The sequence below is a fragment of the Edaphocola aurantiacus genome (assembly GCF_019797745.1).
GTDB classification, from domain to species: domain Bacteria; phylum Bacteroidota; class Bacteroidia; order Chitinophagales; family Chitinophagaceae; genus Edaphocola; species Edaphocola aurantiacus.
Window position 1 is genome coordinate 232825 of record NZ_VOSI01000003.1, and the last position, 15769, is coordinate 248593.

General features: G+C 35.4%; 18 protein-coding genes. 14 read left to right on the plus strand and 4 right to left on the minus strand.

Annotated elements, in window-relative coordinates; translation table 11 throughout:
- Positions 1–4: 4 nt before the first annotated feature.
- The 4 genes from FTD44_RS09700 (at position 5) to FTD44_RS09715 (ending at position 4061) form a co-directional block, all read left to right on the plus strand.
- Entirely contained in the window at positions 5–1897 is a 1893-nt protein-coding gene (locus FTD44_RS09700) for a PIN domain-containing protein (protein WP_222166263.1), read from the plus strand.
- Positions 1898–2120: 223 nt separating this feature from the next.
- Positions 2121–2951, plus strand: coding sequence for a hypothetical protein (locus tag FTD44_RS09705; RefSeq protein ID WP_222166264.1), 831 nt, complete (start codon positions 2121–2123; stop codon positions 2949–2951).
- Positions 2948–3133 carry a hypothetical protein gene (locus tag FTD44_RS09710; RefSeq protein WP_222166265.1) on the plus strand — a complete coding sequence of 62 codons (186 nt, stop codon included), beginning with the start codon at positions 2948–2950 and terminating at the stop codon, positions 3131–3133. Before FTD44_RS09705 ends, FTD44_RS09710 begins: the two co-directional genes overlap by 4 nt.
- Complete coding sequence (locus tag FTD44_RS09715) at positions 3102–4061, plus strand: hypothetical protein (protein ID WP_222166266.1); 960 nt, start codon at positions 3102–3104, stop codon at positions 4059–4061. The genes FTD44_RS09710 and FTD44_RS09715 overlap by 32 nt, the downstream gene beginning before the upstream one ends.
- Positions 4062–4121: 60 nt before the next feature.
- On the opposite strand, the gene FTD44_RS09720 is transcribed toward FTD44_RS09715, so the two are convergent.
- On the minus strand, positions 4122–4538 hold the full coding sequence (locus FTD44_RS09720; protein ID WP_222166267.1) for a helix-turn-helix transcriptional regulator: 417 nt from the start codon (positions 4536–4538) through the stop codon (positions 4122–4124).
- A gap of 145 nt (positions 4539–4683) precedes the next feature.
- Between FTD44_RS09720 and FTD44_RS09725 the strand changes: the two genes are divergently transcribed.
- The 4 genes from FTD44_RS09725 (at position 4684) to FTD44_RS09740 (ending at position 7179) form a co-directional block, all read left to right on the plus strand.
- Positions 4684–5460, plus strand: coding sequence for a hypothetical protein (locus FTD44_RS09725; RefSeq protein WP_222166268.1), 777 nt, complete (start codon positions 4684–4686; stop codon positions 5458–5460).
- Between the two features lie 303 nt (positions 5461–5763).
- Positions 5764–6177, plus strand: coding sequence for a hypothetical protein (locus FTD44_RS09730; RefSeq protein WP_222166269.1), 414 nt, complete (start codon positions 5764–5766; stop codon positions 6175–6177).
- Positions 6178–6331: 154 nt separating this feature from the next.
- Positions 6332–6826 carry a hypothetical protein gene (locus FTD44_RS09735; protein ID WP_222166270.1) on the plus strand — a complete coding sequence of 165 codons (495 nt, stop codon included), beginning with the start codon at positions 6332–6334 and terminating at the stop codon, positions 6824–6826.
- Positions 6823–7179 carry a type II toxin-antitoxin system PemK/MazF family toxin gene (locus tag FTD44_RS09740; protein WP_222166271.1) on the plus strand — a complete coding sequence of 119 codons (357 nt, stop codon included), beginning with the start codon at positions 6823–6825 and terminating at the stop codon, positions 7177–7179. The genes FTD44_RS09735 and FTD44_RS09740 overlap by 4 nt, the downstream gene beginning before the upstream one ends.
- A gap of 126 nt (positions 7180–7305) precedes the next feature.
- Here the strand turns inward: FTD44_RS09740 and FTD44_RS09745 are convergent, their stop codons facing one another.
- On the minus strand, positions 7306–7749 hold the full coding sequence (locus FTD44_RS09745) for a hypothetical protein (protein ID WP_222166272.1): 444 nt from the start codon (positions 7747–7749) through the stop codon (positions 7306–7308).
- Between the two features lie 115 nt (positions 7750–7864).
- Between FTD44_RS09745 and FTD44_RS09750 the strand changes: the two genes are divergently transcribed.
- Both FTD44_RS09750 and FTD44_RS09755 read left to right on the plus strand, forming a co-directional pair.
- Positions 7865–8077: a hypothetical protein gene (locus FTD44_RS09750; protein WP_222166273.1), complete on the plus strand. Its 213-nt coding sequence runs from the start codon at positions 7865–7867 to the stop codon at positions 8075–8077.
- Between the two features lie 404 nt (positions 8078–8481).
- The gene (locus FTD44_RS09755) at positions 8482–9543 is read left to right on the plus strand and encodes a saccharopine dehydrogenase family protein (RefSeq protein ID WP_222166274.1); all 1062 of its coding nucleotides are present in this window, start codon (positions 8482–8484) and stop codon (positions 9541–9543) included.
- Between the two features lie 60 nt (positions 9544–9603).
- Here FTD44_RS09755 and FTD44_RS09760 read toward each other — a convergent pair whose 3' ends face one another.
- Entirely contained in the window at positions 9604–12150 is a 2547-nt protein-coding gene (locus tag FTD44_RS09760) for a LamG-like jellyroll fold domain-containing protein (protein WP_222166275.1), read from the minus strand.
- A 557-nt stretch (positions 12151–12707) separates the two neighbouring features.
- On the opposite strand from FTD44_RS09760, the gene FTD44_RS09765 reads away from it, so the two are divergent.
- Positions 12708–13469 carry a methyltransferase domain-containing protein gene (locus FTD44_RS09765; protein WP_222166276.1) on the plus strand — a complete coding sequence of 254 codons (762 nt, stop codon included), beginning with the start codon at positions 12708–12710 and terminating at the stop codon, positions 13467–13469.
- 213 nt (positions 13470–13682) lie between these two features.
- Positions 13683–13862, plus strand: a complete 180-nt coding sequence (locus FTD44_RS09770; protein ID WP_222166277.1) for a hypothetical protein — start codon at positions 13683–13685, stop codon at positions 13860–13862.
- 58 nt (positions 13863–13920) lie between these two features.
- On the opposite strand, the gene FTD44_RS09775 is transcribed toward FTD44_RS09770, so the two are convergent.
- On the minus strand, positions 13921–14157 hold the full coding sequence (locus tag FTD44_RS09775) for a hypothetical protein (RefSeq protein WP_222166278.1): 237 nt from the start codon (positions 14155–14157) through the stop codon (positions 13921–13923).
- A gap of 140 nt (positions 14158–14297) precedes the next feature.
- Here FTD44_RS09775 and FTD44_RS09780 point away from each other — a divergent pair, with 140 nt between their 5' ends.
- On the plus strand, positions 14298–15017 hold the full coding sequence (locus FTD44_RS09780; RefSeq protein ID WP_222166279.1) for a YpbF family protein: 720 nt from the start codon (positions 14298–14300) through the stop codon (positions 15015–15017).
- A complete protein-coding gene (locus tag FTD44_RS09785) occupies positions 15007–15741 on the plus strand; it encodes a hypothetical protein (RefSeq protein ID WP_222166280.1) in 735 nt (244 codons plus the stop codon). Before FTD44_RS09780 ends, FTD44_RS09785 begins: the two co-directional genes overlap by 11 nt.
- The last annotated feature ends 28 nt before the right edge of the window (positions 15742–15769 follow it).

The following is a 15769-nucleotide window of genomic DNA, read 5'->3' on the forward strand; positions in this document are numbered from 1 at the left end:
TCGCATGAAATTTCCATTATCTATTATAGACATACCAGCCCACCAAGAAAAGCTAAAACAAATGCTGGATGATGATGAAACGATTATTTTTATTGATACTAACATCCTTGCAACATTCTACAAAATTAATGGCACATCACGAGATGAGATTTTTAATTGGTTGAAAACCATTGCGGAAAAAGAGAGGCTAAAGGTGCCTAACTGGGTAGTTTCGGAGTATACAAGTCGATTCATTAGGGACAAGATAAAAGAGTTTCTATCACCATTAGATAAGCTTAAGGCAGTTATTGCAGAATATAAACAACTACAAAGTTTTTTAAGTCTTCATGTAGATGATGATGCAGTAAAAAAGTCGGGTGGAATGTATACTAATGTTTTAGATTTCAAATCTGATTTAGCACAAGTATATAGTCTCTTTAATAAAATGAAGTTTCTTACTAATAGCGTGAAGGATGATTTTATCCATGATGTACATAGTAAGATAGAGATATTGTTGAATGAATGCCATATAAACAGCCATTTAGACTCTATTTTCGACAGAATCGATCCTGGTGCATTACTAAGATACCAACATAATTTTCCTCCGGGATTTAAAGATTCTGGGAAAGGAAATAATGATTATGGCGATTTGATTATATGGAATGAAATAATTGCGCACTGCAAAGGACATGAGGTCAAAAAAGTACTGATATTGACCAATGATCAGAAAAAAGACTGGGTTTATTCACCATTAAAAGTGAAGCAGGGAAATCAAACGAAAGGTAATAGTGATCCAAAATATAAAATAATTGATCCGAGACTTGTTCATGAGTTTTACAATGTAACAACTTCGGACGAAATCGAAATATTGAACTTTGAGCAGTTAGGACAGATACTTATAAAAAAATTTCCCGGAAATTTTAAGGAACTAGGCAAAGCTCTTCAAATAATCGAGGATATCGAGGAAGGTGAAGGTGTCATTGGTACAGGCGACTTAGAATCGGAAATCCCTAAATTAGATATATCTTCTCAGACAGTTATTGACAAGGAGGTTGCTATTGAACATAAGGCTGTTGAGGAAGTTCCTTCAAGTATACATGGTGACTATTTCCAGTTAGATGAATGGGCATTTAAGGATAAGGACATTGATCTTTCGGATGATCAAGACCTACTTGTTGACGCAATAATTTCGCTCAAATCTTATAATTGGTATACTCAGAATGCTGGATTAGAATATTTTCTTTCTAGGCTAAAAACATATGAACTAAATGATGTAAAAGCTTATTCCCGTCTTTTCGTAGTGGGGCGAAATATATATCAATCAGCATGTGGCGGGGCCTTTACTTCAATAGATTTAATTTCTGAAGGTCTCGGTAATTTTATTAAAAATCACGAAGAGAAGACCGTTAATTTGGTTATTGGGGGTATGTTTTATGAAGTTTATTTTGATTCAAATGGTGAATTTAGGAATAGTAGGTTAAAGTCCACATATTTAGATTCACTTTTCGACCTTGATAAATTTAATTCTCGTTTACCGCTGAAAAAATTTATTCAGGAAAGCCTAAAAGAACATGAAGACAAATTGCTATATGTACCATTTGAAGAAGCAAAAGTGGAAGTTAATGCGAAATTTGATAAAGAGCTAATCGAAATAAAAGATTGGGGTGAAAGTAAAGACCTCTATAATAATCTGCTAGAGTTAACTTGTTCTAAGGGTAATCTTTTGACCAATAGTCCGACAAAGGGTCAAGCCTATTTTTATGATAATTTTTCATTAGAGGGAATGAAAAAAATTATATCTGATCAGTATGGGGTTTGGAAACAAAAGCTTGATATCAAACCCGAGAATTTTAATAAAGAATATAAGATTTTTCTTTATAAACTGTTTTTCAAAAAGCATATTGGGATTGAAGATTGAATTAATTGAAATATTGAACAATACGTTATAAAAGGGAGAAGTGTTAAACTGATTTTTCATTCATTTACTTCTAAAATATCCTCTTTGATAGCTATATATAATAAACAATATCAATGTTAAATTAATGAATTATTTTTATATATAGATATAAAAATAAAGCCACAATTATTTTTATAAATAATTGCTTTATTGGTAAATTTGTAAAGCAAATTTTTAAAATTATATGCAAAAGAGCGATCTAAGTAGAAAATGTATCAACAATAATATTCTAAAAAAGATTATATTTTCCTTCGATTATCAAGGGATGATAGATTCTGATACTTTTATTATAGAAATTACAGAATACCTACATTCTAAATTTAAGGATTACTATAAAAGTAGTATGCATGTTGATTTTAATTTGGAAAAAATAGAATCTATTAGTCAAAGTATATCTATACCTGTTGCAGAGGTTGGAAAACAAATATTACATATATTCAGTGATAATTCATTCGGTTCAGACAATCTTACTCTGAAGATAAGTAACTATAATACTTTATTAGAAATAGAATGTATTGATTATAAAGGAATTGATCATTATATGGACTTTATTATTGAATATTTAAAAAATTTATTTGAGAAAAATAGTTTTCTCTCTCTAAAAAAATTCGAAATAAGAAAAATAAACATTAATATTTATGATAGTTTAAGTGAACTACATAATGATTTTGAGCCAAAATATTTTTCTTTTGTCAATGAATCAGAATTGGGCTTAAAATTATCAAGATATCGAAATGAAGATACTTTGATTGATCAAGAAACAAATTTAAAAATATCTTTTTTAAGACTAATTGATTTTGGTAAAATTGTTGATACTGAAGGTAAACAAGAAAAGGCTGGATATAGAGCAATACTTGATTTGTCAGGAAGCTTAAGTGGGGAGAAAATGCGATCATACTCCAAATTAAGTGATTTAGTGGATTTACTAAAATATACTAACGACGTAGTGCTTTTTAATATATTTAAACTTTCTTTTACCAATAACTTTCTTTCAAAAAAAACACCTAGTTTATGACTAAAATAATATTTATATCTTTTGAAGAAGAGGAGAAAAAGAAGGCAGTTTCGAAGAGGGAACATATTTTCATTCCGAATGAGCCAGAGAATGTGAGAAAACGGATAATATCTTCTAATATTAAAGCAGCGATTGCTAGACCAAGACCTAATGGAAAAAGCGATTTTAGTAAAATTAAATGATTTGTTTGTTGATGTATATATTATTGGTTATCCGACTAAGGGAGAAAGCCAAATTTTTATACTTAGAAATCAAGAAGGGCATATTTATTTTTCATGTGTAATAGATTGTTACAGCCACAATAATTTTAATCGAACTACTGAAATTTTAAGTGAACTTGGCATCGGAGATTTAGATATTTTTATTTGGACACATACAGATGATGACCATTCAATTGGTATATGTGACTTAATAAATAATCATTGTAATGAAAATACTTACTTTTACTTACCTGAATTTATAAATGGTAATGTAGACGATTTAGTAAATTATAATGTTGAAGTAATGAATAGTATGCAATTAATAAATAGTTTCAATGTTGGGACTAGTTATTCTGTTAATACAATCACGATTCCTGATGGAGGCTCTTGTAATATATTAAATTACTCACTAATTGATAACAATAGTGAAGATATTTCGCAATTCCAAATACTTGCAATTGCTCCAAATTCTGCGTTGTTGAGAAGAAGAAATAATAATGGTAGAATTGGGAAAAAGAATGATTTCTCTATTGCAACACTATTTAGAATTGGAATGTATAATTTATTTTTTGGTGGCGACATTGAAAACCAAACAATAAATCGCATAAACGAAAGCTATTTTAGAAATCTTTCTTTTATTAAAACACCCCATCATACATCAAATTCTTCTTCTTCACTGTTAACTAAAATCAATGCAAATGAATTGCAGACAATTCCTTTTGGTGCAACGACTGTTTATGCCCAACATAATTTACCAAATTTTGACTTGATAAGTGACTATAAGAATAATATAGGAAATTTTTATTCTACCGGAATAGGTGATCATAATTCAGGTACTGTGCATATTGAAATTGATATATCAAAAGGTTTTATAGATACAAAATTAATAGGCAATGCACATCAATTGTAAAAATTAATCTATTTTACAACGCGAAATGGAAAGAAGATACAATAAGTGAACTCTTTCTATTTATGATATTTTCTCTGATAATTTATCAATAAGATTCATCAGTTTGATATTCTGCTCCTCTAACCTTTGGTTTTGATCTTCAAGCCGCTTTATAGTATCCTTATATAGTTGCTTTTCTTCGGCCAGTAGTCCGTTATTAATAGTAAAGTTTTCACTTGAACAAATACCGTTTGAATTTGTAAAATGTTGCATGATATTTTGATCATTCATATTCAGTAAGTCTGCAACATCCATTTTATAGAATCCAGCAATTTTTTCGATACGTTCAATAGTAAATTGCCCCACTCCCTTTTCCATTTGAGAATAGGTATTATGTGATACTTCAATAACATCAGCTATATAATCCTGTGTATAGTTATGTACCTCTCTCAGCATCCTTATCTTATTTCCTAAGCGTTTTGCAGTACTCTGTTTCATATAAATGCAGTTATATTAAACGCAAATTAATTAAAAAATCTTCTCTTGGGAAATTTAACCAAATAATTGGACAATTCAACCAACTAACGGTTACATAAAATAGCCATAAACAAGCAACCTTTGTGTCAAAATAAATCTTATTGATATGAAGAAACTATCCATTATCCTGCTTTCAACCATCTCTTTGTTTAACCTGGTCTCGTGTGGTAAGAAGTCGCACGGCACCGACTGTCCTGTGAAACAGTGTGAATACGGTATGAACCCGGCCACTTGTGAGTGTAATCCTAACCCCAATGATACGACTACAAATCCGGTCGATACAGGCACTGTACAGCCCTTAAAATCGAAGTTTGGTAATGGTAGTAACGGAACAGTAGATACGACCGTGAACTGGGCAACTGGGAAAGATATTTTCTATTGGGAAGCCAATGACTTTTCAAACTTTAGATCAGTATTTGAGAATAGGAGTTATATACCATTAGTATATGAAGTTGAGATAGATGGTCAATTAAGAGGGACTTTAACCGCTTCACAGAATCTATTTTTAAACTTTGAGTATTCCAAGGATATGACGATGAATCTCTATCGTCCAGCAGCGTTTAAAATAAATTTTGGGATTCTTGATATTGATAGCTTGCCTAGTAGTACATATGACATTGTAAATAGTATACAAACACCCTTTTATAAATTATCAGAAACAAACACAAGTGGAACTATTGTCTACATGCCGGATTATACATGGTATTTTGGATTAGGACATTGCATCCTACAAGGCATGTATAATAGCCCTAATCTATATCAGGAATACAGCATGAAGCTACAATTACTCAGTAATACACCAACAGACAGAAGATTCTATTTAAGAATATACATCAAACACGATAACATCAAATACATCATCAGAACAGTATTTAAAGCTTAATAGATTATTAAAAACGAAGTTTACAGGGCAGCCGAAAACTGTCAAAAAGAGTAGGCATTCATTTACATAAAACAGATAATATTATGGCGAAGTATCAGTGTCAAAAGTGCGGTGGAACAGCACAGTTTAGTACCACATCTCGGAAGTGTCCGTCAGACGGACTAAGATGTGTTTGGAGACAGATTAGCAGATTCTTTAAAAGACCTTTCAACTATTAAAGATTAAAAAAAGCGAACTATTGTAGTTCGTTTTTTTGTGTCTAAATTATTTGCTTTTTGTATATTTATAGAAAGCGATATTACAATGACAAAACGTAAAGCCAAACGTATATTAAGAGGTCAAATAAACCAATTGTCTAATTGTGAGAATATTGGACATCATTGGTTGGCTACTCTTTCATTACTAGGAGAAATATTTGGTAAAGATTCTGAAGAATATCAGAGTATTTTTGGCATTAAAACCTCGTCTATAGAAAGTGAGTATTATAAGGCAACTTTGACGAGTCTTCTACGAATGTTCATCATTACTGTTGATGGTAAGGGAGTTTATCGAAAAGGCAATTTTTTAAGTAGAATGAGTGAGGGATGGTTAATCTTTTTGATTTCTACTATAATTCCGGGAGTTTATACTTTAGGATATTGGACGAAAAGCTATGAAAAGTCTTCTGAAAAACAGAGTGTAGTTATAGAAAAGAAACCATTCATATCCCACAACTAAATACTTGGGACAATTAAATATGTTAGATAAAAAGTAAAGAATAACACTACTATATAATAAGGCAAACATGAGCATATGACTTATTGTTGAGTAAACTTATCGTGATGAAGATCAATAGTATTTTCATACCAAATAAATTAAGTATTTTTACATTATGAACTTTGAGTTAGATTTGAGTCAATTTCTGTCTCTAAATGATGAGATAGAAAAAGATTATGAGGCTTTAGAAAAGACTCGTAATACTTTTAATATTCCTATATTTTCGTCCATATTCCGTAAATTAAAACGTAAATTTTTAAGAAGGAAAATATTAAACTTGACAATTAAAGTACGAAAAAATACTGACCTAACTTATAAACTGCTAAAGAAAGGAATTGATAAAAGAGATGCATCAAGATTTAAGGAAATTGTATCAACATCAATTTTACATTTTAATAAATTTCATGATGCTTTAATAGAAATCAATTATTTAGATAATGAGAAGATAGAATCAAACGCCTTAAATACCGCTAAAAAACTTTATGTGATGAAAGCCACATTACATAAAATTGTATACTCCGGTATAAAAAGTGAAAATGACGATTCGGAGTTAAAAAAAGGAATAATTCATCTATCTCAATCTACAATAGATAAACGACTAAATAAATGACATATCAGAAAGGGGATATCGTAGAAATATACTTTAAGTTACCAAATCAAGGAAATCCAAAACCCCATCCAATTGTAATTATTTCGCATGAAGATGTATATCACCAAGATTATTATTATATAGGGGTTATGCTAACACAAAGTACTCACATTGATGATTTTAGTTTTGAGATAACAAAAGAAATGGTAACTAATCATAATGGAAAATATTCACAAGCAAGATGCCATTTGATTACAAATTTTGAAGACACTCATATTGTTCCAAATGCTCATTCGAATAAAATGAAACAGTCGGCTGTTAATGAATTAATTGCTTTTATAAATGTAATAACATTTGACTTCCCACTTGAATAAAAAGGCGAACCATTATAGTTCGCCTTTTTTTACTTAATGCTTGATATCTTTAGGTGGATTTGGTGCATTACTTCGCTTTTACTAAGTAGTACACTCTTTAAATATCTGTTCAGGCATTTGTAATGATTATGTATTATCAGATTTATTGCCACAACAAGGACAATAAGGAGCATTACCAATAACTGAGTAATGTGATTTACACACCTCACACTCTTCTTTTTTATACACCAAAGTTATCGCAGGTGCCGCAGCAATATTATAGTCTTTCTCTGATGATATTCCAATCTTACTTTTAACATACTTTATCGCTTCACTTCTCCCATGAGCTAATTGATCTTTCGTAGACCAACTTTCCACTCCTGCTTCATGACGACATAATGGACAATATACACTTGCGTCATCTGACAATTTAGTCCAGTCCGCTAACAAAACTTTGAATTGATTTGAACATGTCTCATCTGGACACTCTCTATCAAGAAAACCATCATCGTCAGTTTTAAATGTGACTGGTATTCCATGATTCTGAATTTCTTTTAATTGATTTATCATATTCTCTATTCTCTCTAACATAATATCATATTTTCTTTAAAATTAACACATATTACACTTTAAAGCTATAAAAAGATATGCACATGTGTTTGATATTTATTTGAGTTTTTCTCGTTAAAATTTATTATATATTGTTATGAGAAAGTACGTAATGACATACCTTGAACACGTCCAGTTTGTCAAAGGAAAGGCGATCAATAACCATCAAAGCAAGGACTCTGACTTTATCAAAATGCATAGAGATACATACTATCAACAAAAGGATGAAGATGATATCAACAATATCGATGATTTACCGAACAGTGATATTAACCCTTTTCATAAAGATGACGATGTGGAAGAAAACTAAATAAAGTAAAATACAAAACCATAATTAAGTTAATTAATTTATTCTTCGATAAAAATTAAGTAATTTTATATCAAGGCAAAAAAATGGGGTTGAACATTCAACCCCATTTTTGGTATACTTTCGTAAGTAGTTACCATATTTTATTGATACAAGTTTATGTTTATTAGAACAAGGGCAGTTCCCAATTTTATGCTTATAGCATTCTAAAATTATGTTGCGAATTTATACTTTCCCTTACAATATTCCTGTTGCTGAGTTAAGGAATTATACCCTTATTAATAGGGTAGTTTCTACTATATAGCTTAAAGTGAAATATCCATTCCCCAAATCTTACAAACATCCCCCATAATCCTGTAACAGTGGAAAGGCCCATCCGACGCAACTTTGCTGGAAATTTTACAGATATGGCAAAAGATAAAATAGTGATTGTAGGTGGATATGGAGCAGTGGGCAGCAGTGTTGCCAAATGGCTGAGCGCCTGGTATCCGGGAAGAGTAGTAGTGGCGGGCAGGAGCCTGCAAAAAGCAAAGAACTTACAGGAAAAGCTGGAGCATACAGTGGACATCCTGCAATTGGATATCGACCATATACAGAATGTTTCATTTTTAGCAGATGCTGCACTGCTGATCATGTGCATAGACCAGCCTTCAGGTGCACTGGCGGAGTTGTGTATAGATAAAGGAGTGCATTATATAGATATATCCGCAACGCCGGCAGTACTGCACCGGCTGGAATCCTTACAGGATAAGGCTTTAGCTCAGAAGGTTACGCTCTTGCTGAGTGTAGGTCTGGCTCCGGGACTGACGAACCTGCTTGGGAAATGGGTGACGCAATCTATACCAGACCAGAAGATGCTGCAATTGTTTGTCCTGCTGGGGTTGGGAGAGGATCATGGGGAGCAGGCTTTTCAATGGACCTTCGATAACCTGCACCAGGAATATACTATTCAGGATCAAGGAAAAGGTCAACAGGTCAAGAGTTTTACACAGCCCCTAACAACAGATCTGTTAGGCAAACGGAAGTTTTATTTATTCAATTTCTCTGATCAGCATATACTGGCGCGTACACAAAACCTGGATAGTATATCTACCCGAATGGCCTTCGATCATAAAGGTATAACGGCGCTGATTGCCGGCATGCGCAAGCTAGGGTTTACCCGCTTAATGCGCCTGGCTTGGGTACAGCGGATCATGATCAAACTATTCCGGAAGGTTAAAATGGGCACGGATGTATTTGCCGTAAAGGCCCAATCGTATCATTCACATGGGGTACTGAAAGAAGCATCCATAAGCGGTTATGGAGAAGGAGCAGTGACGGCGCTGGTAGCGGCTTTGCTGGCTAAGGATCTGTTGGATAAACAAACTCCACTATTGGGTGTACAGCATATTGATACTTATGTAGAGGATGTACCTGAATTTCTTTCGGAGCTAAGGAAATATAATCCTCAACTACAAGTGAAGCTGTAATCGACATAAAATAAAGAAGCCGGGAACTCGTCCCGGCTTTACTTTGTTAGGTTACTATATTTAGATTTTCTCCACTTTCAGGCTGCTGCCATCGCTCAGTACCAGCAGGTATTGGCCGGTAGCGATATTCCGGATATCGATGAGGGTATCCTGTTGGCTGATGCTCAGTTGCTTCACCACACGACCATGCATATCGTACAGGTAAGCCTGTACCGGCGCTGCCGGTGCGTTAGCTAATTGCAGGTGTACGGTAGTGCTTGCCGGAGCCGGGTACAGTTGGTGTGCCGTCGCTGCTGACTGGAAACGTACATTTCGGATCGGAGAGTAAGACCAGGTCGCATCTGCATTGATCATCTTCAGGCGATACAGGTTCAGGCCTTTTGCCGGATGTGCATCGGTAAACTGGTAATCTGTTGCAGCTGCGGCATTACCTGCAGCTTTCACGCGACCAATTGCGCTGAAGTCAGTGCCATTGCTGCTGCGCTCGATCTCGAAGGCTAGTGTTTCTTTTTCTTTTGCCGTCTGCCAGTTCAGCAATACAGACTGCTGCTGTGCTTTCGCTTCGAAAGTGGTCAGCGTAAAGTCTAATGGAGTGCCGGTAGTTACCGCGCGTACTTCTGAAGGTGCAGAAACCCCGTCCGTACCGGTTTTAACAGCCGTAATACGATAATAATACGTCTGGTTATTATTCAGCCCGATTATACTGTAGCTGTTTACATTACCTACGTTCAGGCTGTTATAGTTAGTCAGTTTGTTATTGAACATGCTGTCTGTAGCGACATCCAGTCTGTAGTATTGTACTGTACCGGTTGTCGGAGCTGACCAGTTAGCGGTAAAGCCAGAAGTGCTATAACTACTGGTTCCGGTTGGAATCGGACGAACCATCGCATAGCTTTCTGTCCAGTTAGAGGTAGTACCATTCAGGGCAAAGTTAGTAATGGTGCCGGTATTGCCATTGCCGGTATAGTCATATACTGTGGTATATGCAGCATTGTTTCCATTTGCGGTAGCCGCACCGTTGTCGAACATATAGTAGGCCAGTAGCCCGGTTTGCGGCAGGCTCATCGGAGTGTACATGTTATTCTGAATCTCTGTAGCGGTACGTTCTGTGTTCCAGATGCGTACTTCATCCATCGCACCATTGAAAGAACGTGGGGTAGCAGATTCTGACCAGCGGCCTAGTTTGAAGGACGCAGCGGTATTACTCACCCCACTTATTGCACTGCCCACGATATTTTTTGTACCCACGCTTTTACCATTGATGTACAGTTTCATGGTATTTTTATCTGTACCATTCCAGGTTGCTGCAATATGGTACCATTGACCAATGGTCAGTTCGCCGGTATTGGCATAGGTTACGCTGGAGTTATTCGTACCATCCATACAGAAGAAAGCAAGGTTGTTGTTGTATAACAACAGCTCAATGCCATAACCGGTAATAGAGCGGTTCATGATCTCCTGGCTGCCGGTAAAGTCGTTGAACTTCACCCAGCATTCCATAGTTTTTACACTGGTAGCAGGGATATTTCCCAGATCAACATAATCATTTCCGCTAGCACCACCTGCGAAGTTCAGGGCATGGCCCGGAGCAGGCATAGCTGCTGCTGTAACAGCCTGTGCCGCAGAAGTATCTGCGCAACCATTAGTTACGATAACCTGGTAGCTGCCGGCAACGGTAGCCGTATAACTTTGTGCAGTGGCATTGTTAATAGGGCTGCCGTCTTTCAGCCACTGGTATGATGTACCGGTACTGGCATTAAGGCTAACACTATTGCCCGGGAACAGCGCAGTGCTGCCTCCTGGGGTAATGCTTACGGTAGAATAAGTATAACCATATTTCGTACCCAGGTATTTATTCACCTGCTGAATTTCACATAAAGTCAGTTTGCGATTGAATACCAGCAGCTCGGCGATATCACCGTCAAAGGTATTGTCATCGCCGTCCCAGCCAATATAGAAAGAGTTTTGGGCATCGGTCAGGGCTGTATTGTCGGTAACTGATTGTACAGGAGTGCCGTTGTAATAGATCGTAGAACCGTTCGATACACCACGGTCATATACTGCAGTCAGCAATTTAGTTACACCAGTTACACCGGCTCCTGAAATAGAAACATTGTAAGGGGCAACGGGACCGATAGCGACTACACCGTCACTACTGTTGTTCGCGAAGATAGTCATGAAGAAGCGATCCCAGCCACCATTGTCACAACCCCAGATACCTTGCTGCGATTCAACATTGGTACCTTGTTTGTACACGGTAAAGATGGTAACTGCGGGCATACTGCCTGCACGGATGTCCAGGTTGGCCACATTAAAAACCGAACCTTTGGTATTGGTCGTACGGGTAAAATGCAGTACCGGTTTGCCATTGATCTGGTTCGTTTTCAGGACTGCGGCATTCTGGTTTCCGATTTGTATCGCCTGGCGGGCCACGGAAGACTTGTCTTTCCAGGTCGTCACCGTACTGCCGTTGGACAGGTTGGTACCTGTAGCATTTACATCAGAGGCGTCCAGCCAGAGTTGCAGGCCATTGGTTACCGGTAAGGTCTGCGCATGCAGTTGCGGGCATAGCAGGAGGAGGAGCGATGCCGTAAAAATTCTCTTCATACAGGGGGATTGAAAGTGGATTTGTTTTTTGCGGTCCAAATATACTCACTTCAAAGTGTAAAATGCAAATTATTTCACATTTAATTTTTCATAACAAATTAATAATCAATTAAATAATGTATATAAATATATATTATTTAATTGCTCTGGTAGTAAAACTACTACAAAAACATTTCATAATTTTTATTACGTAAATGACTGAAAAAATAACATAAAAATGTCAGGCGGTGGGCGGCTGATGGAGAAAGGGTGGTGGTACTGTAATGTCCGAAGGCTCAGAAAATAGTGTTCCGTACTACCTCATTTCGAGCAAGCGGAGTGTCGCAAGCAATCTCCTGATGACGTGTAGTCCTATAGGGACAAAGAAATGTTTCCGCTGCGGGTGATATGATGTGGCGCGTAGCGAAGACAAACGGTTTGAGTCGGAGAGAACAGAACAGATAGGCGCAAAGGAGCCTGTACTTGCTATAGCTTATTTTTAGCACAAAGAATTAAACAATGAATAGCTATATTTACCTTTTATTCTACTTTTGAAATATATAAATACTCAATTTTTTATGTTTAAAGACGTGTATTTGCACCTTAGTGACGAGCATAATGACGTGGACCCCGAAGTAATCGCTCCCATTTTGTATGAACTTTTTGCTCCCGAATCGGTATCGGACCTGGGTTGCGGTATTGGTAATTTCCTGTATAAATTCAAGGAGTGCGGCGTAAAAAAAGTCTTAGGCATCGACGGAGAGTGGAGCAATAATAAGTTGCAGAAGCTGAAAGGAGATGACTTGTTACTTAAAAACTTAATGGAAGATCTCCAGGTGAAAGAACGTTTTGATCTCTCGATCAGTTTTGAGTTTGCAGAACATCTTTATGAAAAATACGCTGAAAAAATTGTTGGCGATCTTACCGGCATGTCAGATGTTGTGGTATTCTCTGCCGCTATCCCAGGCCAGGGCGGGCAAAACCACCTGAACGAGCAATGGCCCGACTTTTGGGTTAAGCTGTTTAATGCTAAAGGCTATGATTGCTATGATGTGATCCGTCCATTGATCTGGAATATTCCTGAAGTGAAATTTTGGTATAAACAGAATATGTTCGTGGCCGTAAATACCCGGAATACAACAGAAACCGAACGCTTACTTAACCGTTTTCCCGGGGCTAAGCAGTCTAAGAATGTAATACTCCCCCTGGTGCACCCTGATCTGCTGGAAACCAAGATCACTCGTATCAACAGGCTGGTTCGGATGCTTAAAGGAAAGGCAAGCCTCAGCGAGTATAAGTTGGAAATATCCAAAGTATTTCAGAAGAAATACCGCAGTTAAATTTGTGCCTGTATCCATTGCCACAGCTGACTTGTTCAATAGTCTCTTTTTTGTTTTAATGTAGCCAAAATTGTATTTTTTATTTAATTGATACTGAGTCTCCGCTTTTAGGAAACAAAGGAAAAAAGAGTACATTCCCTGTATATTATATAGTAAATTAGGTTATAAAAAATAAGAGAGGGCATTTAGGCCCTCTCTTTTACTATATAGTTTATGAAGTATTTAGAGACATTTAATGATTTTAGCCATATCTGTCCTCCAGTGGATCATATTAAAAAGGCTAGGGATAAAAAGGCTATGGCAGAATTAGAAAGAGAAAGGGAAGAGGCAGAAAAGGAAATGGAAAAAGAATTGGAGCAAGAGGAAGAACGTAAAAGAATAATGGGATATTGAGAATATAAAAATGGCAGTCATTTGACTGCTATTTTTGTAAGCAATGAGTTTTCTTATATTATGAGGACTTCATAGTATCATTAGGGTCGATTTTATTATCTCTAATATATGCTATAGCCTTCAAATACTCTTGATGACAAGTTCGACGGAGTTTATCAGCCTCAAAATATTTCGATTGGATATTTTTATCAATAAATCCCTTTGCTTTACTAATCTCCCTATCAAGCTTTTCAAATTCTACTAGCGCTTTGTCAAATTTATCACTTAACTGTTTCAAATGTTCTTTGTAAGTCATATTTCATTGTTTTAGTTATTGAACCGTAAAAAAAGAGAATATTTTAAATTTAGAAAATCTTGGGTTATTAAACAAAACTAAGATTCACTTTTTCCACTTAATATGCACACATATAGGAAATATGTAGTATTAATGTAATTTTGAGAAAAACATTAATGGATCGTAGTAAGAAAAGACTTTTTATAACAGGTACGCTTGGTATATTAACTAGTATCGTAGTTTCCCTTTTCCTGATTCAATATTCCTATAATGTGAAAGCAGGCACATTTACCGAAGCCGGAAGTTTAGGAAGTGCTATTGGTGGAATAACAGCTCCGATAATTGGCATATTAACTATTGTTCTATTGATAAGTACTCTATACTATCAAATGCAGGGCAACCGGGAGCAATCAGAAAAGAATGAAATAGATTTCATCTTTTCTTTAATGGCTCAATTAGACGCTGATCTAAATAAGTTCTACCGATTAACATTAATAAATAAGGGAACGGAAAGAGAAGCAACGAGAATTGACTATGGACATCCGGGCATGGTTGAATATTGGACCTTTATTGATAATCTCGAATTTAGATTAGTTTCTTTTCCTTTGCCCAAATTTTCTAATAGACATGAAGCAGATAAAATAATGCTTATTATTGATTCATTTGAGTTAGTTAAAGAAAGGATAGATATTTCTAGCATTAAAGTAAAGAAAGTAATGTATAGAAAGTTGAACTCATTTTACAAAAGCCATTTACAATATCCATTAGAGCAGTTAAGTGATAAGATTCAACAGTTTGAACATTATCAAGATGAAAATTCGTATAGGTTAAGAGACTTTGTTCAAAAATACAAAAACGACAGTTTATTAAATGAAAATTAATGATAGTTTTAAAAATTGGCTAATTGGGGGTGGGATTGTCTTCTTATGCTGGCTCTCAGTAGTTGTCTTTCGTCTTAAGGCATTTTGCAGTAGTATGGCATTGGCAAATGATGACACAAAAATTGCGAGTATAATTGATAATTTGACTGCCCCCGTTATTGGCATAGCATCAACTATATTGCTCTATATAACTTTGAATAGACAAAGAGAAGCAAACCTACTCTCATCAGAGAAGAATGAAATTGAAACATTTTTTGTTCTATTTGAGGATTTGAAGAGCACCTATAACACTTTTTTATTTCAGTACGCCGACCAAAGTAAACAGAATGAATATGGAATCGTAGCATTTAGTTGCTTTATTAAACAGTTGAAGGATTTTGAAACAAGTATATCACAAGATGATGGATTAAGGTTACAAAACTTTAAATCAACATATTATGTTCTATCTATTATTAGAACTTATGAAAACTTATATGATTACGTTAATACTTTAAACAACGATAAAACAAAGAAGTTGGCAGAGCAAAAATTATTTGATTTTTACGAATTATACTTAGATAGGCAGTTGAATAGTATTGTTGTGGTATATGAAAGCAAATTTTCAGGCAAAGACACTGTGCTTGAGACTATTAGTGCATTTATTGAAAAAATTAAAGGCCCAAGTCCAATTTTTAATTGGCTATTTGATAATCATGAACCTTTAGCTGATCAATTTATTCAATAATATACAGTGATATTAAATCTACTATATA